At 68.3% G+C, this 17,991-nt stretch carries 15 protein-coding genes; 4 read left to right on the forward strand and 11 right to left on the reverse strand.

Annotated features, from left to right (window positions below):
• Positions 1-2 precede the first annotated feature (2 nt).
• From PSm6_RS05125 to PSm6_RS05160, 8 genes are all read right to left on the reverse strand, one after another.
• Entirely contained in the window at positions 3-737 is a 735-nt protein-coding gene (locus PSm6_RS05125) for a histidine kinase dimerization/phospho-acceptor domain-containing protein (RefSeq protein WP_265169695.1), read from the reverse strand.
• Positions 706-1,293 carry an anti-sigma regulatory factor gene (locus PSm6_RS05130; protein WP_265169696.1) on the reverse strand — a complete coding sequence of 196 codons (588 nt, stop codon included), beginning with the start codon at positions 1,291-1,293 and terminating at the stop codon, positions 706-708. Before PSm6_RS05130 ends, PSm6_RS05125 begins: the two co-directional genes overlap by 32 nt.
• Positions 1,294-1,335: 42 nt before the next feature.
• Positions 1,336-1,710, reverse strand: a complete 375-nt coding sequence (locus PSm6_RS05135) for an STAS domain-containing protein (RefSeq protein WP_265169697.1) — start codon at positions 1,708-1,710, stop codon at positions 1,336-1,338.
• Positions 1,711-1,719: 9 nt separating this feature from the next.
• On the reverse strand, positions 1,720-2,937 hold the full coding sequence (locus PSm6_RS05140) for a PAS domain-containing protein (RefSeq protein ID WP_265169698.1): 1,218 nt from the start codon (positions 2,935-2,937) through the stop codon (positions 1,720-1,722).
• Between the two features lie 175 nt (positions 2,938-3,112).
• Positions 3,113-4,219 (reverse strand): dihydrolipoamide acetyltransferase family protein, encoded by a 1,107-nt coding sequence (locus PSm6_RS05145; protein WP_265169699.1) that lies wholly within the window; start codon positions 4,217-4,219, stop codon positions 3,113-3,115.
• A gap of 18 nt (positions 4,220-4,237) precedes the next feature.
• The gene (locus PSm6_RS05150; RefSeq protein WP_265169700.1) at positions 4,238-5,236 is read right to left on the reverse strand and encodes an alpha-ketoacid dehydrogenase subunit beta; all 999 of its coding nucleotides are present in this window, start codon (positions 5,234-5,236) and stop codon (positions 4,238-4,240) included.
• A complete protein-coding gene (pdhA, locus tag PSm6_RS05155; protein ID WP_021222024.1) occupies positions 5,229-6,323 on the reverse strand; it encodes a pyruvate dehydrogenase (acetyl-transferring) E1 component subunit alpha in 1,095 nt (364 codons plus the stop codon). Before pdhA ends, PSm6_RS05150 begins: the two co-directional genes overlap by 8 nt.
• 122 nt (positions 6,324-6,445) lie before the next feature.
• Positions 6,446-7,465 (reverse strand): Glu/Leu/Phe/Val dehydrogenase family protein, encoded by a 1,020-nt coding sequence (locus PSm6_RS05160; RefSeq protein ID WP_021222023.1) that lies wholly within the window; start codon positions 7,463-7,465, stop codon positions 6,446-6,448.
• A 123-nt stretch (positions 7,466-7,588) separates the two neighbouring features.
• On the opposite strand from PSm6_RS05160, the gene PSm6_RS05165 reads away from it, so the two are divergent.
• On the forward strand, positions 7,589-8,398 hold the full coding sequence (locus PSm6_RS05165; RefSeq protein WP_265169701.1) for a SirB1 family protein: 810 nt from the start codon (positions 7,589-7,591) through the stop codon (positions 8,396-8,398).
• A 182-nt stretch (positions 8,399-8,580) separates the two neighbouring features.
• Here the strand turns inward: PSm6_RS05165 and PSm6_RS05170 are convergent, their stop codons facing one another.
• The 3 genes from PSm6_RS05170 to PSm6_RS05180 form a co-directional block, all read right to left on the reverse strand.
• Positions 8,581-11,130: a LuxR C-terminal-related transcriptional regulator gene (locus PSm6_RS05170; protein WP_043239935.1), complete on the reverse strand. Its 2,550-nt coding sequence runs from the start codon at positions 11,128-11,130 to the stop codon at positions 8,581-8,583.
• Between the two features lie 186 nt (positions 11,131-11,316).
• Positions 11,317-12,684 (reverse strand): DUF1329 domain-containing protein, encoded by a 1,368-nt coding sequence (locus PSm6_RS05175; protein WP_184487434.1) that lies wholly within the window; start codon positions 12,682-12,684, stop codon positions 11,317-11,319.
• A 19-nt stretch (positions 12,685-12,703) separates the two neighbouring features.
• Positions 12,704-14,497, reverse strand: a complete 1,794-nt coding sequence (locus PSm6_RS05180) for a DUF1302 domain-containing protein (RefSeq protein ID WP_031288749.1) — start codon at positions 14,495-14,497, stop codon at positions 12,704-12,706.
• A gap of 293 nt (positions 14,498-14,790) precedes the next feature.
• Between PSm6_RS05180 and PSm6_RS05185 the strand changes: the two genes are divergently transcribed.
• The 3 genes from PSm6_RS05185 to PSm6_RS05195 all read left to right on the forward strand — a co-directional run bounded on the left by PSm6_RS05185 (position 14,791) and on the right by PSm6_RS05195 (position 17,428).
• The gene (locus tag PSm6_RS05185; protein ID WP_265170502.1) at positions 14,791-15,522 is read left to right on the forward strand and encodes an AraC family transcriptional regulator; all 732 of its coding nucleotides are present in this window, start codon (positions 14,791-14,793) and stop codon (positions 15,520-15,522) included.
• 98 nt (positions 15,523-15,620) lie between these two features.
• On the forward strand, positions 15,621-17,027 hold the full coding sequence (locus tag PSm6_RS05190; protein ID WP_265169702.1) for an NAD(P)/FAD-dependent oxidoreductase: 1,407 nt from the start codon (positions 15,621-15,623) through the stop codon (positions 17,025-17,027).
• Positions 17,028-17,083: 56 nt separating this feature from the next.
• Positions 17,084-17,428: a cupin domain-containing protein gene (locus PSm6_RS05195; protein ID WP_021222016.1), complete on the forward strand. Its 345-nt coding sequence runs from the start codon at positions 17,084-17,086 to the stop codon at positions 17,426-17,428.
• Positions 17,429-17,991 lie beyond the last annotated feature (563 nt).

Genomic DNA, 17,991 nt, shown 5'->3' on the forward strand with positions numbered 1-17,991 from the left:
GCCTACCTCGCCCCCATCAGTTCCGCCAGGCGGCGCGAGATGGCCAGGCCCAGCCCGGTGCCGCCGTATTTGCGGGTAGTGGAGGTGTCGGCCTGCTGGAAGGACTGGAACAGCCGCTGCTGCTGCTCCGGGCTCATGCCGATTCCGCTGTCCTGCACGGAGACGTGCAGCAGGACCTCCTCCGGCCAGGTCTCCAGGCAGCTGACCTTGACCAGAATCTCGCCCTGCTCGGTGAACTTGACCGCGTTGTTGGCGTAGTTGATCAGGATCTGGCCCAGGCGCAGCGGATCGCCGAGCAGCAGCGTGTCCAGCCGGTGGTCGATTTCGAACAGCAGTTCGATGCCCTTGGCTTCGGCCTTCTCCCCCACCAGGGTGGCGAGGTTCTCCAGCACGTGGTCGAGGTCGAACTCGATCCGCTCCAGGTCCAGCTTGCCGGCCTCGATCTTCGAGAAGTCGAGGATGTCGTTGATGATCCCCAGCAGGTGCTGGGCCGAGCGCTGAATCTTGCTGAGGTAGTCGAACTGCTGCGGGTCGAGAGGGCCCTGCAGGGCGAGGTGGGCCATGCCGAGGATGGCGTTCATCGGCGTGCGGATCTCGTGGCTCATGTTGGCGAGGAAATCGCTCTTGGCCCGGGTGGCGCTTTCCGCCAGGACATAGGCCTGTTCCAGCTCCTGATTCTTGGCCTGCATCAGGGCGAAGAGTTCGTCACGGGAAGGCTCGGCGAACTGCTGGCGCATGCGCTGCTGCAACTCGGTATCGGGCCAGCGACACCCCGTCCGGCCCTGCCCGCGTAAAGGCCAGGTCACCGGAAACGCGCTCCGGGTGGCAGGGGCGGTTCTCGCTGGCCCATTCCAGGTGCAGGCGCGCCCGCCCCGCCCCCGGCAGCGGCAGGGAGAGGCGTGCGGTATTCGGGGCCGGCCCCAGCCACTTGCGCGCCAGTACATGCGTGCCGCCCTCCGGCGGCAGGGTGATGGACAGCTCGGACATCATCCGACGCACGCCGGGCAGCCCCAGCCCCAGGGTGCCCGAGGTGCTGTAGTGGTCCTGCACGGCCTGCTCCACATCGGCGATGCCCGGGCCCTGGTCACGGGCGACGATGTCGATGCAGGGACGCCCCTCGGCCTGGTTGAGGGCTAGCGTCACCTCGCCCTTAACCGCGTACTTGAGGATGTTGCTACCCAGCTCGGATACCACGGTGGAGAGCATCGCGCGGTCCACCTCGGACAGGCCGGCCAGGAAGGGCAGCCGGCGCACCGACATCACTGCCAGGTGCAGGTCCACGTCGTGGCGCAACGGGTACCGGACCTCCCTGGCGACCCGTTCCCCGGCCATGGCCTAGGCCGCTCCCTTGCAGTGGCGCACGTGGGCCAGGGCGTCGTCCATGTCGATGAAGCAGCGCAACGGGCCGGGGTCGGCATCGGCCAGTGCGAGGAAGGCAGCGATCCCTGGATTCAGGCCGACCAGCAGGCAGTTCGCGCCAAGCAGGCGGCATACGTCCGCCACCTTGCGCACTTCCTTGAACTCGTGATGGTCGAGCAGCATGACCGCAGAGAAATCCAGCAGCACGGCATGTGGGCGCCCCGAGAGCAGGCGTTGCGACAGCACCTGCATGAAGCGCTGCATGCCCTCGTCGCCCAGGTCCGGGCGCATGCTGACGACGATGCAATCGGCGACGTCGGCGATGCCCAGGTCGTTGCTTTCCAGCTCCATGACCGCCTCCTAGAGCGCGGACCCGACTCGCTTGAGGGCGATCTCGAAGGCGTCGCGCAGGGTGGCGGTGGTGCGGATGTCGCCCACCGAGACGCCCAGCTCCACCATGGTCCGGGCGATGGCCGGGGACACCCCGGAGATGATCGCCTCGCAGCCCATGAACTGGGTGGCCTTGGTGATCTTGATCAGCTGGTTGGCGACGCCGGTGTCCACCGTGGCGACCCCGGCGATGTCCAGCACGAAGACCCGGGCGCGGGTCTCGGCGATCTTGGTCAGCGACTTGTTCATCACGTCGGCGGTGCGCATGGAGTCGATGATGCCCACCAGCGGCAGCAAGAGGATGCCGTCCCAGATGGGGGTGACCGGAGTGGACATCTCCTGCAGCGACTGGTGCAGCTCCTCGCGTACCCGGGCGGCTTCCTCGGCCTCCTCCATCGCCTGCTTGAGGCGGCGGTTCTGCTCGACCTGGGCGGTGATGTCAGTGGCGAATTTGACGATCTTGCAGGGCTTGCGGTCCAGGTCCAGCACCGGGTTGTAGGAGCCCTGGATCCAGACCTCGTGGCCATCCTTGGCCACCCGGCAGAACTCGCCGGCCAGGTATTCGCCGCGCCGCAGGGTGTCCCAGAAGGCGCGATAGTCCGCCGACTGGGCGTAGTCCGGGTCCACCAGGAGGCGGTGGTGCTGGCCCTTCAGCTCCTCCAGCTGGTAGCCGACGGTCTCCAGGAAGCGCGGGTTGGCGTCGAGGATGGTGCCGTCCAGGGCGAACTCGACCTTGCCCATCACACGGCTCAGGGCATCGATCTGGCCTTCGAAGTTGGCGGTGGCCTGCTTCTTCTCGGTCAGGTCGATGGCGTACTCGAGGATGCGCTGGGTGCGACCCTCGGCATCGCGCAACGGGCAACAGCCGCCCCGCAGCCAGACGTCGCGCCCCTGGCTGTCGCGGTAGTGAAGCTCTCCTTCCCAGGCCTGGCCGTTGCGCAGGTTTTCCCAGAGCGCCTCGTAGGCCGGGGCGTGGCTCTCGTCAGGAGGAAGCAGGATGCGATGGGACTGACCGCGGAGGTCGGCCAGGTCGTACCCCGTGATACGGAAGAAGTGTGGATTGGCGTCCAGTATCCGACCGTCAGGGGAGACCTCCAACCGGGTCATCACCTGATCGACGGCGCCCAACTGGGCCTGAGCAAAGGCAAAAGCAGAGTCGAACTGATCAGAGGAAGCTTGAACGTCCATGGTCTCTCCGAGAGGAAGAGGTGTTGACTCAGGGCTACAGGAGTTATAGCCCAGCGGCACCGATTGCGAGGGGTCAGCGCCAAACACCCGACCGGCGCTTCGCCGGGGGCGATGGAACGGGCCCCGAACCGGGGGCATGCGGTGCTCGGGCGCCCCATCCCTGGGGCGCGATGGGTCAGGGTTGCTCCAGCGCCACCACCAGGGCCTTGAGGAAGCGCGCGGCCTCGCCGCCGGTGACGGCGCGGTGGTCGAAGGTCAGTGACAGCGGCAGGATCGGGTGCACCGCGGGCTTGCCCTCCCAGGCCACCACTTCGTCGCGGATGCCGCCGGCGCCGATGATCGCCACCTGGGGCGGTACCACCACCGGGTTGGCGTAGCGGCCGAACAGGGTGCCGAAGTTGGACAGGGTGAGGGTGGCGCCCATCATTTCCTGCGGCGGAATGGAGCGCGCCTGCACGTCGGCGCGCAGCCGCGCCATGCCTTGCTTGAGGTCTTCGGCGCTGCGCCCGCCCACATCCCGCAGCACCGGGACGAAGAGCCCGTCCGGCGTGTCGACGGCGATGCCGAGGTCGAGCGTGTCGTGCCGGCGGATGGAGAGCACGCGGCCATCGAACCAGCTGTTGAGGATGGGCTCCACCTCGCAGGCGGCGGCGATGGCCTTGCCCAGGCGGATCAGCGGGTCACGCGCCCGCTCCCAGCGGTGCAGGTCGGCGTCGCCGTAGATCGTTACCGGCACCACTTCGGCGTGGGAGCGGGCCATGTTGATCGCCATGCTGCGGCGCACCCCGCGCAGGCGTTCGCCGCCGAAACGGTCGCGGGCACTCTGCGCCGCCGCCTCGACATCGGCACGGGTCACCAGGCCTTCGGCACCGCTGCCCTGCAGGCCGGCCAGTTCGACGCCGAGCCGCTGGGCCAGCTGGCGCACCGCCGGGGTGGCGCGAGGGGCGAGGTGCTCGCGGGTAGAAGGGGCGGCGCCGACGAAAAAGGCATCGGCACGGGCATCATCGCCGCCTTCCAGGCGCCCGACCACGGTGCCGGCGTCGCTGTCTTCGCCGTCGTAGGCCAGCAGCGGTTCGCCGACATGGAGGATGTCGCCTTCGCGACCGAACAGCTTGGCCACCAGGCCGTCGTAGGGGGCGGGGATGTCCACCAGGGCCTTGGCGGTTTCCACCGAGACCACGATCTGGTCGGCGTGCACGGTGTCGCCGGCCTTGATGTGCCACTCGACGATTTCGGCCTCCTGCAGGCCTTCGCCAAGGTCGGGTAGTTTGAAGTGTTTCATGGTCGTCTCCTCGGCTCGTCAGGCGTAGTCCAGCACCAGTTCGCAGGCCGCGAGGATGTCCTCGGGGCTGGGGATGTAGAGCTGCTCCAGGCGGTACAGGGGTGGCGGGATGTCCGGCGCGGTGACGCGCTGGATGGGCGCCTGCAGGTCGAGCAACGCGCGCTCGTAGAGGCTGGCGGCAATCTCCGCCCCCACCCCGCAGGAGCGCGGCGCCTCGTGGACGATGACGCAGCGCCCGGTCTTGCGCACCGAGGCTTCGAGGGTGTCGAGGTCCAGGGGCTTGATGCAGGCGACGTCGATGACCTCGGCACTGATGCCCTGCTCTTCCAGGCGCTGGGCGGCCTGCAGGGTTTCGTGGACGCTGGCGCCCCAGCTGACCAGGGTGATGTCGGCGCCCTCGCGCAGGGTGAAGCAGCTGTCCAGGGGCAGGCGCTGGCCGTCGTCCACCAGGGGTTGCGGGTTCATCCGGTAGAGCCGGGTGGGCTCGAGGAAGACCACCGGGTCCGGGTCGTCGATGGCCGCCAGCAGCAGGCCGTAGGCGCGGGCCGGCGACGAGGGGATGACCACGCGCACGCCGGGTATCTGGGCGAAGATCGCCTCGGTGCTTTCGCTGTGGTGCTCCGGCGCGCGGATGCCGGCGCCCATGGGGCTGCGCAGCACCATGGAGCAGCCGAGGCGCCCACGGGTGCGGTTGCGCAGGCGGCTGGCGTGGGACACCAGGTGCTCCATGGCGGCGTAGATGAAGCCGAGGAACTGGATTTCCATCACCGGCTTGAGGCCCTGGGCGGCCATGCCGACGCAGAGCCCGGCGATCATGGTTTCCGCCAGCGGCGTGTCGATCACCCGCTTGAAGCCGAAGGCCTCGCGCAGGCCGAGGGTGGCGCGGAACACGCCGCCGTTGACGCCGACGTCCTCGCCCAGCACCACGACGTTGTGGTCTTCCTCCATCGCGCGGTGCAGGGCCAGGTTGACCGCCTCGAGCAGGGCGCGTTTCTCGATCACTTCGGGCTTATTCATGGCGGTTCACCTCACGACGGGCGGCGCGCTCGAGGAGCATTTCGCGTTGCTCGGCCAGGGCCGCCGGCCAGCGGGCGTAGACCTGGTCGATGATGGATTCCACCGGCTGGGTGCCGGCCGACTCGAAGCGCTCCACTGCGGCCTGGACCTCCTTCTGGCACTCGGCGATGAGCGCCTGCTCGCGGCCCTCGTCCCACACCGCGTTGGCGGCGAGGTAGGCCTGCAGGCGCTTGATGGGTTCCTCCTGCCAGGCCTTCTTCACCTCGTCGGCGCTGCGGTAGCGGGTGGCGTCGTCGGCGGTGGTGTGGTCGCCCAGGCGGTAGCTGATGCACTCCAGCAGCACCGGGCCCTTGCCGTGGCGGGCACGGTCCAGGGCCGCCCGCATGCGGTCGTAGACGGCGAGCATGTCGTTGCCGTCCACCTGCTCGCCGGGGAAGCCGGCGCCGATGGCCTTCTGCGCCAGGGTGGCGGCGCCGCACTGGATGCTGCGCGGCACCGAGATGGCCCATTGGTTGTTGTTGACCACGAAGACCATGGGCAGCTGCCAGGCGCCGGCGACGTTGAGCGCTTCGAGGAAGTCGCCCTTGCTGGTGGCGCCGTCGCCGCAGGTGGTGACGGCGACCCGGTGCTCGCCACGGATCTTGAACGCGGTGGCCACCCCGCAGGCGTGCAGGGCCTGGGTGGCGATGGGCACGCAGAGGGGAAAGTCCTGCGCCACGGCCGGATCGGCGTAGGCGCTGCCGCGCTCGTCGCCGCCCCAGTAAAGGAGGATTTCCTCCATGCGCACGCCGCGCATGAGCTGCACGGCGGTGTCGCGGTAATAGGGCACCAGCACGTCTTCGGCGCCCATGAGGCTGCCGATGGCGACGCCGATCGCCTCCTGCCCGAGGGTGGGCGCGTAGGTGCCGATGCGGCCGGTGCGTTGCAGGGCCACGGCCTTCTGGTCAAACAGGCGGGTCAGGACCATCTGCCGGTACAGCCGGGTCAGCAGGTTGAAGTCGTCGGCCCAGGCGGGCAGCTCGCCGAGCAGGCGCCCTTCGGGGTCCAGGTGGCGCGTGTAGGGGATGTCGATCCTGGGGTTGTGCATGTCACTCCTCCTCACCTCGTGGGTGCTTCAAGGGTGGCGGCGTTCGTGGCGCCGCATGGTGGGACGGTGGGCCGGATCACGGCCCTGGTCCCGGCTCCCGCGACGGGCGCGGGAGGCCCTGCTCAACGGTAGAGCAGGCGCTCCGCCAGGGCATCGGCAACGCGCGCGGGTGAGCGCTTGTCGGCCTGGGCGTGGGCGTAGATTTCGGTCAGGCGCTGACCGATGCGCGACAGGTGCGCGGTGATGGCGGGCAGCTCGTCGCCCTTGTGCTTGAGGGCGACATAGATGAGCCCACCGGAGTTGATCACGTAGTCGGGGGCATAGAGGATGCCGCGGGCCTCCAACCCGTCGGCGCTGTCGGCGCTGGCCAGCTGGTTGTTCGCGGCACCGGCCACCGCCGCGCAACGCAGCTGGGGGATGGTCTGCGGGTTGAGCACGCCGCCGAGGCCGCAGGGCGCGAGGATGTCGCAAGGCGTGGTGAGCAGTGCTTCGCTGGCCACCGGCTGGGCGCCGAGCTGCTCCACGGCGAGCTGCACGCGGCCGGGATCGAGGTCGCTGACCAGCAGTTCGGCACCGGCCGCCACCAGTTGCTCAGCCAGGGCGTAGCCGACGTTGCCGAGGCCCTGGATGGCCACGCGCAGGCCTTCGAGGTCATCGCTGCCGAGACGCGCCTGGGCGCTGGCGCGGATACCGGCGAACACGCCCATGGCGGTGTGCGGCGAGGGGTCGCCGGCGGAGCTGGTGCTGGTGACGTGGCGGGTGTGCTGGGCGATGCAGTCCATGTCGGCGCTGGAGGTGCCGCTGTCGACGGCGGTGACGTAACGCCCGCCGAGGGACTCGATCATGCGGCCGAAGGCTTCGAACAGCGCGGCGCGGTTATCCACATGGGCGGGGCGCATGATCACCGCCTTGCCGCCGCCCTGTTCGAGGCCGGCGAGCGCGGCCTTGTAGCTCATGCCCTGGGCCAGGCGCACGGCATCGCGGATGGCGCTTTCTTCATTGGGGTAGGCGAGGTAGCGGCAGCCGCCGAGGGCTGGGCCGAACCGGGTGTCGTGGATCGCGATCACGGCCTTGAGCCCGGTGACCGGGTCCTGGGCGAGATGCAGCGCTTCGAGCCGCGCGGTCTCCATCACGTTGAACATGGCGAGCCCCTTGGTGAGGTTAGGAGCCAGTATAGGCGGCGGGCGCGGCACCGGGTCGCCGCCCGCCCACTGGACGAAAATCCGGCCGCCAGCTACAACCGTGGGGCGAACCGGAGATGCGCCATGAACCCTCGCCAACGTTGCCTCGCCTGCCTCGAAACCGACCCGCCCGCCCCCCTGGAAGCGGCGCTATGGGTTGCCGCCGAGCATGACCCGACGGTGAACCCGGCAACGGTGCTGCGGGATGTGGCGAGCCTCACCCAGCAGGTGGCGGCGGGCTTGCCGCAGTTGCCCGCCATCGAGCTGGCGCAACCGCTGTTGCGCCGCCTGAGCGAGCTGGACTTCAACGAGGACGACGACCAACCGCTGCGCCCCCGTGCCGCGCTGCTGGACCAGGTGTTGCTGCGCCGCCGCGGGCAGCCGTTGTCCCTCGCGCTGCTGGCCTTGGAGCTGGCCGTACGCCTGGATATTCCACTGGCGGGGGTGAACTTCCCCGGGCACTTCCTGCTGCGCGTACCCGGTGCCGATCACCTGCTGGACCCTTGCGGCGGTCGCCGCCTCTATACCCGCGACTGCCGCGACCTGCTGCTGCGCACCCTCGGCCCCAAGGCCGAGCTGCAGGCCTCGCACCTGCGCCAGTGCGACGCCCGCGAGCAGCTGCAGCGGCTGTCACGCAACCTGCGCCAGCTGCACCTGCAGGCGGAAAAGCCGCTGGAAGCCTTGAAGGACGCCGAACGGGTGCTGGAACTGGGCGCTGCCAACCTGGTGGATCACCTGGCCCGCGCCGATATCTACAAGCAGCTGGAATGCCCCCAGGCCGAACGCTTCGACCTGCAGCGCGCCCTGCTGCTCTGTGAAGACACGGCCCAGCGCCTGCTGCTGACCCAGCGCCTGGAACAGCTCGGCCACGAGGCGACGCCGGCGTTGCATTGAGTGGGCCTGTCGCTCCGTGGTGATGGGTTTCGCTTCGCTCTACACCATCCTACGAACTGCAGGAACAACCCCGAACCGCCGAGTGAACGCGACCACTGCGTAGGATGGGTAGAGCCCCACGAAACCCATCGTTACACGGCAAGGCATTTCACTCCCCCACCCAACGACCACGCGTTCCCGGCCTACATCAGGCCCAGCGCCTTGGCGTGGGCGACGGCCTGGGTGCGACGCTTGACGCCGAGCTTGCCGTTGATGCGCCGGGCGTGGGTCTTGACCGTGTGCAGGGAGATGAACAGGCGCTCGGCGATTTCCTGGTTGGAGCTGCCCTGGGCAATGAGGCCGAGCACTTCCAGTTCGCGCTGGCTCAGCGGGCCACCGACGAGGCCGTCGTCGGGCTCCTCGCCCGGGTCCATGTCCAGCGCCTTGAGCATGGCCGGCTGGCGCAGCTGCAGTTCGCGCAGGGGCTGGTGCAGGTTGAACTGCTCGGCCAGGGTGAGGCCGTCGCGCAGGGTGATGGCGGCCTGGTCCAGGTCGCCGCCGAGGTACTCCGCTTCGGCCAGGGCCAGGTGGATTTCCACTTCCAGGGCGTGCATGCCGTTTTCCCGGGCCTTGTGCAGCTGGCCCAGCAGGCGCTGGCGGGCGTTGAAGGCTTCGCCCTCGTAGAGCTCGGCCAGGGCCAGTTGCCATTCGATGCGCGGGATCAGGTCGAGGGTCGCCGGGGGCGCCTGCACCGCGTGCTCGCCCCGGAAGTGCCGCAGCACCCGCAACAGGGCATGGCGCGCCTGGCCGGCGCGGCCCTGCATGAGCAGCAGGCTGCTGCTGACCTGCAGGAGCACGGCGCGGTAGACCCGCTCGGGGATATGGCGCATCTGCATCAGCCGTTCGGCTTCACGCAGGCGATCGAAGGCGCGGTCGAATTCGCGGCGGTTGGCGTCCAGCGTTGCCAGGCCGAGGTAGCCGAACAGGGCGCGGTAGTCGCCACAGTTGCGCGCTTCCTGCAGCCCGTACTGGTAGTGCTTGCGGGCTTCCTCGTCCCGCCCCTGGCGCAGGGCCAGGCGGCCACGGCGCAGGGCCAGCCGGCCCAGCAGCGGGCTGGCGTTGCGGCCCTGCCCCATGAGGAACTCCTGGGCGCGCTCCAGCACCGCATCGGCCCGCAACAGGGCGCCGCGATGCTCCAGCAGTTGCGCGTGATCGAGCTCGAGGAAGGCTTCCAGCAGCAGGCTGCCGTGGCTGCGCGCCAGTTGCAGGGCCTCGCGGCTCAGCTCCTGGGCGGCGTCGAGATCACCGGCCAGCAACGCCTGCTGGGTGAGGCCGGAGTAGCAGATCAGCTTCTGTTCCCAGGCGTCGTCGGCCAGGGTCGCCAGGGCCTCGCCCAGGTGCAGGCGGGCACCGGGACCGTCGCCCTGGAGGTGGGCGAGCAGGCCGTATTGGGCCTGCCAGTACGACACCAGGTCACGCTGGCGCTCGGCATCGGGCTGGGGCAGGAAGCGGCCCTGCTCGGCGATGCAGCGCGCGGCCTCATCGAGCTTGCCGGAGAACAGCAGCGCCCCGGCGAGCAGGCGCAGGGAATGTGGGGACACCAGCAGCAGGCTTTCTTCCACTTCCTGGTGCAGGCGCAACAGCAGGGCGACGTTGCGCCCCTGGAACAGGTGCTGCACGCCGAAGTGCTGCAACAGGCTCACGGCCGCTTCGGGCTGCTCGGCTTCCAGGGCGTGTTCGGCGGCGGCCTGCCAGTCGCCTTCGGCGGCGAACCATTGGCAGGCGCGCAGGTGCCAGCCACGCCCGGAGTGGGCATCGCGGTTGCGCATCTGCACCGCCAGCGGCGCGAAGACGCGGAACCAGCCGGGGGCATCGCCCAGGGGCTCGATGAAGCTGCCCAGGGCATCCAGCTCGCGCAGCAGTCGGGCGCCTTCGCCGGGGCCGAACAGGTATTCGCAAAGCGCCGCGTTGAAGCGCGCCAGGTGCGCCAGGGCGAGCCAGGCTTCGGCCTGCTCGGGGCCGAGGCCGGCGAAGAGTTCGTGATCGAGGTAGGCCGCCAGGGTGGCGGAGTGGCCGCCGCGCTGCAGCGGGTCGGCGAAGCCCCAGTCCACCGGTTCCAGCAGCGCCATGCGCACGCCGGCGCACCAGCCACCGGTGCTTTCCAGCAGGCGCGAGGGGGCATCGTGGGGCCAGCCGTGGCGCGACAGCTCGAGCAGGCGGGCGAGCTCGTCGGTTTCAAGGGTGAGCTGGGCGGCGTCCATCTCCAGCAGTTCGCCGTCGATCAGCAGCCGGGGCAGGTTGCAGGCCGGGCGCCGTCGGCCGCTGATCCACCACTGCAGCGCGGGGCTGCTGGTGGACAGCAGGCGATCGAGGCAGGCGTCCAGCTCAGGGTTGGGCTGCCGGCAGTAGTCGTCGAGGATGATCCAGCCAGGCATCGCCCATTGCGCCAGGGCGCGCTGCACGCTGGCCTCGTCGGCCTCCTCCAGCCCCATCACCGCGGCCAGGCCCGCACAGAAGCCGGCGGGCGAGAGGGTGACGCCACCCAGGGGCAGCCAGTGCACCGAGTAGTCGGCGGGGCAACGCTGCACGCACTCCATCAGCAGCACGCTCTTGCCGCTGCCAGCGGGCGCGCAGAGCAAGCGCAGGCGCGCCGTGGAGCTGACCAGGGGGCCGCTCAGGCGGGGACGCTCCACATGCAGCGCTGGCAGGCGCGGCAGGTAGGCGTGGGAATCGAAACGGGTCATGGCGGACATGCGGCACGCCTCATTGTTCTTGTCCGGCTGCTCAGGGCGCCAGCCTAGGTCTCTGGCACGGGCCTCTTGAAGGATCATTCAGGGCAATGATCCAAGCCCATAAAAAAGGCGGCCAATGGCCGCCTCGAATGTGGGAGCGTCGCAATCACAAGATGGGGGTGCGCACGTCCCTGTGCGCGTGGGACATCAACGGACGCCGGCGTTACGCAGCGCGGCGGGGGTGTAGTCCGCAGCCTTGCCGACGAAGCCGAACTCGAAGCTGTGCTTCTCTTCGTTCTTCATGCCCAGGGCCAGGTAGCGGCCGGCGATGATGTCGTACAGGGCTTCCAGGGTGTAGGCCGGAACCTGCTGGTTGTAATAGAACTGGGCGTGGCCCTCGGCGACGCGCCACAGTTGGCCGCGACCGTCGTAATGGTCCACCAGGGCTACCTGCCAGCTGTCCTCGTCTATGTACATGTGGCGCTTGGCGTAGATGTGGCGCTCGCCGCTCTTCACGGTGGCGACCACTTCCCAGACGCGGTGCAGCTCGTAACGGGTCAGGTCCTGGTTGATGTGGCCGGCCTTGATCACGTCGTCGTACTTGAGCGAGGGCGAGTCCAGCTTGTAGCTGTTGTAGGGGATGTACATCTCCTTCTTGCCCACCAACTTCCAGTCGTAACGATCCGGGGCGCCGGAGAACATGTCGAAGTTGTCGGAGGTACGCAGGCCGTCGGAGGCGGTACCCGGGCCGTCGTAGGCGACCTGGGGCGCACGGCGCACGCGGCGCTGGCCGGCGTTGTAGATCCACGCCAGGCGCGGTTCCTTCACCTGGTCCAGGGTTTCGTGCACCAGCAGGACGTTACCCGCCAGGCGCGAGGGCGCGGTCACCTGCTGCTTGAAGAACAGCAGCACGTTCTCGCCCTTGCCTGCCGGCAGGTCCGGCATCTCCTGGGGCACGGCCACTTCTTCCTCGAAGCGGATCGGCGTGTAGGAACCGTTCACCTGGGGGGTGGCCTGGGTGATGATCCGGCGCAGGTTGCCGCCACGGTAGCGGGTGACGTGGTTCCAGATCACTTCCACGCCGTTCTTCGGAATCGGGAAGGCGTAGTAGCGGCTGTCGGCGAAGTTGGCCAGGCCGTTGCCGTCGTTGATCGGCTGTACGGTGACGGCGCTTTTCTTCGCTGCCTCGTTGACCGCGGCAGGCACGGCGACGGTGCGGTGGGTCGGGTACACCGGGATCTTGTAGGTCTCGGGGTAGCGCTTGAACATCGCCACCTGGCCGTCGGACAGCTTGTCCTTGTACTGGTCGACGTTGGCCGCGGTGATGGTGAACAGCGGTTTCTCGCTGGCGAAGGGGTCGGCGAGGAAGCCCTTGGCGTCCACCGCGCCGGCGTCCTTGCCGATGCCGCCGGTCCACTCGGGAATGCTGCCATCGGCGTTGCCGGCCTTCTCCGCACCCAGCGGGGTGAGGCTGGTGCCGAGCTTGGCGGCTTCGTCAGCGGACACGGCAGCCATCACGTTGGCGGCGAGCAGGCTGAGAACCAGGGCGGTGCTGTGCAGGATCGTCTTACGCATAGTCATGTTCTCTGTTCACTCAGAAGTTCATGCCGAAGCTGACGGCAAGGAAATCGCGGTCGACCAGGGTGTTGTACTTGCCACCGAAGAAGTCCGTGTAGCTGAGGCTGGCGGTGTAGGTGTTCTGGTAGTCGGCATCGACACCGATGCTGAGCGCCTTGGCACCCTCGTTGAACAGACCGTTGGGGCCGTAGCCGTCGACGTCATGGGACCAGGCCACGTTCGGCTTCAGGTTGATGCCGGCGATGACGTTGCTGTAGTCGAGGATGGCGCGGGTGCGGTAGCCCCAGGAGGTGCTGGTGACGAAGCCATGGGTGTCGCCGCCGAAGCCGTAGGCGCCATACACCGAGTCACGGCCGTAGCGCAGCTCGCGGGCGTTCTCCAGGCCACCGACGTGCACCACGCCGACTTCGCCCACCAGGGTCAGGCGCTCGGCGCCCAGTACCTGGTCGATGAAGTGGGTCAGGGTGGTCTGTACCTGGGTGATTTCCTTGCGCTTGTAGCCGGTGTTGTCGGCGCCCGGCGCAGTGGCGATCGGCGAGGCGGTGCCGCCGGCGATCGGGTTGACCAGGGCCAGGGTCACGTCATTGGTGTTGAGCTGGACCGGGGCGTTCGGACGGTAGCTGATCTCGCCGCTCCAGGCCGTGCCGGTGGGCAGGGTGGTGGAGAAGCTCAGGCCGTAGAGCTGGATGTCCTCGGGGTATTCCAGGTAGTACTGGCCATTGCCGAGCATGGTGCTCTGCGCCAGGCCTGCTCCGGAGCCAGGGACGATACCGTTGGCGGTGGAAATGATGCTGGGCAGTGCGGCGAGGGTCGCGGCGCTGGCCGTCTTGGTGCCCACGAACGGGGTGCGGCTGTGGTAGTTCATGAAGTAGGCGGCGTATTCGGTTTCGTCGCCCAGCCAGCGCAGGGCTGTGCCGAATTGGCCGCTGTCACGGGCGTCACGGTCGCCGCCACGGGGCAGGATCACACCCTCGGAGGTGACCTCGAAGCCCTGGCCGAAGGCAGCCGCCACAGGCTGCAGCGGCGCGATGGCCGGGGAGCCCACGGTGTAGCCGGTTTCGCAGCCATCGGAGGCCACGTCACCACCGAAGAAGGTGCCGCAGTTGTCCAGGACCGTCTGGTCCCATTCCAGCTGGTAGAAGGCCTCGACGCTGAGCTGGTCGGTCAGGGTCTGGGAGACGTAGAACATGTTGACCGGGATGAGGCCTTCCTTGATCTCCGCGCCGGGGCGGCGGAAGGCGGAGACGTCGACCGGGTTGATCGAGTTGATGCTGTTGCCGATGAAGGTGCTTTCGCCCCAGCTCACCACCTGCTTGCCCACGCGAACGTTACCCGGCAGGTCGGCGATGCTGTAGTTGTGGTAGACGAAGGCGTCCAGCAGTTGCGCGCCGGAGGACTTGGAGCCTTCCTTGCGGTTGTGGTCGCTGATGTCCTTGAACCGGCGGTTCTCGTCCTTCAGCTCGAAGTCGTACCAGTACTTGCCACGGACGAACACACCGGTGTCGCCGTACTTGAGCTCGAGATCGTGGATGCCCTTGAAGATCTTCGAGAAGGTTTCGCCCTTCTTGAAGTTGAGGCGGCCATCGTCACCGGTGGACGACTGGCCCTTGCCGCCGTTCACGGTGCTGACCAGATCCGGGTCGGCGCCGCGCATGGACCAGCTAGCACCCACCGACAGCGAGGAGTCGAACTGCCCTTCGATCTCGCCGATGTTGAAGTTGACGGCGTGGGCCTGGGTGGCAAATCCCAAGGCTACGGCGGCGGCCAGCGCGTGCGGCCGGAAAACTGCGCGCATTGTTGTTTTTGTCATGCGGCTTTCCTGGTTGGTGAAGGAGGAGCACACCCTAACCAGTCACCCGCACAGGCGATAAGCGCACCAAGGAGGGATTCATCCTGTAGCTCGAAAGAGTGAATCCATGCTCTGGAACACTCCTTGCCGGGCCATTATCCGGAAGCGCTATGGCGCACCATCGAGAGCATGGATGGAACCTTCGCCTCCCCCTACCCTCAGGGCCATGGCTTTGGCATCCTGAGCCACTTGCCGACTATCGAACGACCATGACCGAGCCCGACCACGACACCGCCGCCACCCGCGAAGTGGTGATGCGTTACCACCTGAGCTGGAAGGCCCGCGACATCGACGCGGTGCTGGCGCTCTACCACCCGGACGTGGAATACAACGACTACTTCCAGAACCGCTGCCTGCACCGTGCGGAGCTCGGCGACTACGTGCGCGCCACCATGCCCAGCGGGCCGGACGAGTACCTGGAGCACAGCGACCGCATCCGCGTGGACGGCGATACCGCGTTCATCCAGTACAGCCTGCGCCTGGGCCACAGCGGTACCTTTCGTACCAGCGAGGCCATTACCGTCCGTGACGGCCTGATCTGGCGCATCAACGAATACGCCCTGCTGATCCAGGGCAAACGCGAGGCCGGCGACCGCCTGCAACGCCCCGCCGCCAGCCGCCTGGGGCTTTCGGCCCGGCAGCTGAGCCTGCTGGCGCGGGACCTGGAGGACTACTTCCAGCACAGCCAGCCGTACCTCGACCCGGCGCTGGACCTGCACCAGGTTGCCGCCGCCACCGGTTACACCCGTAACCAGATTTCCTACCTGCTCAACCAGATGCTCGGCCAGAGCTTCTACCAGTACGTCAACCAGGCCCGCCTGGGCCACCTGCTGGCGCAGCTGGAGCAAGGGCCGACCTCGCCGCGCATCGACGAACTCGCCTTCGCCGCCGGCTTCAATTCCCTCTCGGCCTTCTATCGCTGCTTCCGCCAGCACACAGGGTTGTCGCCGAAGGCTTACTTGAAGCAGCTAAAAGCCTCTCTCTGAGCGGCACGCCGAGTCCCGGCGTGCACGCACACACGACAGCGCCCGCGCCAGCTTCTAGTCTTGCCGCCATCCGAACCTTTCCAACTGGGAGCCCCGCTATGCCGGCCTGGCAATCGATCAGCCTGTGGATGGACCAGCTCGACGAGCCGCTCACCCCGCGCCCCGCCCTGGGCGGCAGCCTGGAGGTGGATATCGCCATCATCGGCGCCGGCTACACCGGCCTGTGGACCGCCTACTACCTCAAGCGCCAGGCCCCCGAACTGCGCATCGCCATCCTCGAAGCCGAGATCGCCGGCTTCGGCGCCAGCGGGCGCAACGGCGGCTGGCTGATGGGCAACCTGCTGGGCGAGGACCGCGCCCTGGCGAAGCTTTCCCGCGACGAGCGCCGCGCCTCCCTGGACCTGCTCCATGGCATTCCCGACGAAGTGGCCGAGGTGCTGCAGCGCGAAGGCATCGACTGCGACTACCGCAAGGGCGGCGTGCTCTATTGCGCGGCCCGCTACCCCGAGCAGGAAGTGCGCCTGCGCCAGCAACTGCGCGACCTGCACGCCGAGGGCCTGGGCGAGGACGACTACCGCTGGCTGACCCCGCCGGAGCTGGGCCGGCAGATCCGCGTGGCCGGCGCCCTGGGCGGAATCTTCACGCCGCACTGCGCCACCATCCAGCCGGCGCGCCTGGTGCGCGGCCTGGCCCGCGCCGTCGAGCGCATGGGCGTGCAGCTGTTCGAACAGAGCCGCGTCACCGATTGGCAGCCCGGCCGCATCACCACCCTGCAGGGCGAGGTGAAGGCCCACTGGGTGGTGCCCGCCATCGAAGGCTACGCTGCCGCCCTGCCCCCGCTCGGCCGCTATCAGCTGCCGGTGCAGAGCCTGCTGGTGGCCAGCGAGCCGCTGCCGGAGTCCACCTGGGCCGAGATCGGCCTGGAACGGGGCCAGGCCTTCAGCGAGAACAGCCGCCAAGTCACCTATGGCCAGCGCACCGCCGACAACCGCCTGGTGTTCGGTGCCCGCGGCGGCTACCGCTTCGGCGGCAAGCTGCGGGAGAACTTCCAGCTCGACGACGACGAGATCGCCCTGCGCCGCTACCTGTTCGGCGAGCTGTTCCCGATGCTGCGCAACGTGCGCCTGACCCACAGCTGGGGCGGCAACCTGGGCATGGCGCGGCGCTTCCAGCCGCACATGCTGGTGGACCGTGCCAGCGGCATCGCCCTCTCCGGCGGCTACGGCGGTGAAGGCGTGGGCGCCACCAACCTCGGCGGCCGCACCCTGGCCGACCTGATCCTCGGCCGCGAGACCCTGCTCACCCGCCAGCCCTGGGTGCTGGGCGACGGGCCGCTGAACCGGCTCTCCGCCTGGGAGCCGGAGCCCTGCCGCTGGCTCGGCTACAACGCCATCATCCGCAGCTTCGTCCACGAGGACCGGGTGCTGGCCAACCCCCACAGCGCCCCCTGGCGCCGCGCCCTGGCCAGCCGCCTGGCCGGATTCATGGAAAGCCTGATGCGCTGAGCCGGGCGATGCCCGCTCACGCGCCCCAAAACGACAACCCGACTGGAAGCCCTTGCATGAAAGCCACCCTGCTGAAGAACACCCACGACCTGCCGCTCTCCGAACCGGCCCCGGTGCCCGTCCCGGTGGGCGAGCCCGTGCCGCACACCCGCGTGCACTCGGTGGAGCGCACCGACGGCGTGGAAACCGGCGTCTGGGAATGCAGCCCCGGCAAGTTCCGCCGGCAGATCGTCGAGCAGGAGTTCTGCCACTTCACCCACGGCAGCTGCACCTTCACCCCGGACGGCGGCGAGCCCATCGAGATCAAGGCCGGCGACGCCCTGCTGCTCCCCGCCAACAGCCTGGGCATCTGGGATGTGAAGGAAACCCTGCGCAAGACCTACGTGATTATCAGCCGCTGACTCTGGCGGTACAGCCCGGGAGCGCTGCGCGCTCCTGGGCGAATGAATTGGCTCTGTCTGCGTTAGCTGTTGTGGTTTTAATGCAAGCGTTCAAGCACGGTGCTTTCCGGGCGCCCAAGGATTCGTGCCACCTCCACCGCATGGGTTTCGCTTCGCTCTACACCATCCTACGAAAGCCTGTGCGCACCACGTGGCGATGCGCTGGACGAAGAAAGTTGGAGCAGCCGCCAACGCCCCTCCAGGAGGCCGAACGCAGTCGTTGCGCCGGGGGACGAGCGGCATGGATGCCGCGAGAGGCGCGCCAGGCCATGGATGGCCCATCGCGCCGGCCCCCAGACGACGCTTGCGGCGAACGCACTTCAGTGCGGCCCGAAGGGCGAGCGTAGCGAGTAACGGCGATGGAGTGAGGGAACCCCGGCGAAGCCGGGGCCGGATGATGGGGCAAGCCCTTTTGGTTCCTTTTAAGTGGTTCGGCATTCCGACGATTGTTAAAAGGGACTCGCCCGGGGGGGCGAAACCAGAAACATCACCAGAGCTCGGCAATCAGCTGGACTCAAATCCTC

It is taken from the genome of Pseudomonas solani (assembly GCF_026072635.1).
Classification (GTDB): domain Bacteria; phylum Pseudomonadota; class Gammaproteobacteria; order Pseudomonadales; family Pseudomonadaceae; genus Metapseudomonas; species Metapseudomonas solani.

What these genes read in the sequence shown, in the direction of transcription:
- PSm6_RS05125 (WP_265169695.1), bottom strand. Translation starts at nt 737, where the DNA reads ATGCGCCAGCAGTTCGCCGAGCCTTCCCGTGACGAACTCTTCGCCCTG.
- PSm6_RS05135 (WP_265169697.1), bottom strand. Translation starts at nt 1,710, where the DNA reads ATGGAGCTGGAAAGCAACGACCTGGGCATCGCCGACGTCGCCGATTGC.
- PSm6_RS05140 (WP_265169698.1), bottom strand. Translation starts at nt 2,937, where the DNA reads ATGGACGTTCAAGCTTCCTCTGATCAGTTCGACTCTGCTTTTGCCTTT.
- PSm6_RS05145 (WP_265169699.1), bottom strand. Translation starts at nt 4,219, where the DNA reads ATGAAACACTTCAAACTACCCGACCTTGGCGAAGGCCTGCAGGAGGCC.
- PSm6_RS05150 (WP_265169700.1), bottom strand. Translation starts at nt 5,236, where the DNA reads ATGAATAAGCCCGAAGTGATCGAGAAACGCGCCCTGCTCGAGGCGGTC.
- pdhA (WP_021222024.1), bottom strand. Translation starts at nt 6,323, where the DNA reads ATGCACAACCCCAGGATCGACATCCCCTACACGCGCCACCTGGACCCC.
- PSm6_RS05160 (WP_021222023.1), bottom strand. Translation starts at nt 7,465, where the DNA reads ATGTTCAACGTGATGGAGACCGCGCGGCTCGAAGCGCTGCATCTCGCC.
- PSm6_RS05165 (WP_265169701.1), top strand. Translation starts at nt 7,589, where the DNA reads ATGAACCCTCGCCAACGTTGCCTCGCCTGCCTCGAAACCGACCCGCCC.
- PSm6_RS05170 (WP_043239935.1), bottom strand. Translation starts at nt 11,130, where the DNA reads ATGTCCGCCATGACCCGTTTCGATTCCCACGCCTACCTGCCGCGCCTG.
- PSm6_RS05175 (WP_184487434.1), bottom strand. Translation starts at nt 12,684, where the DNA reads ATGCGTAAGACGATCCTGCACAGCACCGCCCTGGTTCTCAGCCTGCTC.
- PSm6_RS05180 (WP_031288749.1), bottom strand. Translation starts at nt 14,497, where the DNA reads ATGACAAAAACAACAATGCGCGCAGTTTTCCGGCCGCACGCGCTGGCC.
- PSm6_RS05185 (WP_265170502.1), top strand. Translation starts at nt 14,791, where the DNA reads ATGCGTTACCACCTGAGCTGGAAGGCCCGCGACATCGACGCGGTGCTG.
- PSm6_RS05190 (WP_265169702.1), top strand. Translation starts at nt 15,621, where the DNA reads ATGCCGGCCTGGCAATCGATCAGCCTGTGGATGGACCAGCTCGACGAG.
- PSm6_RS05195 (WP_021222016.1), top strand. Translation starts at nt 17,084, where the DNA reads ATGAAAGCCACCCTGCTGAAGAACACCCACGACCTGCCGCTCTCCGAA.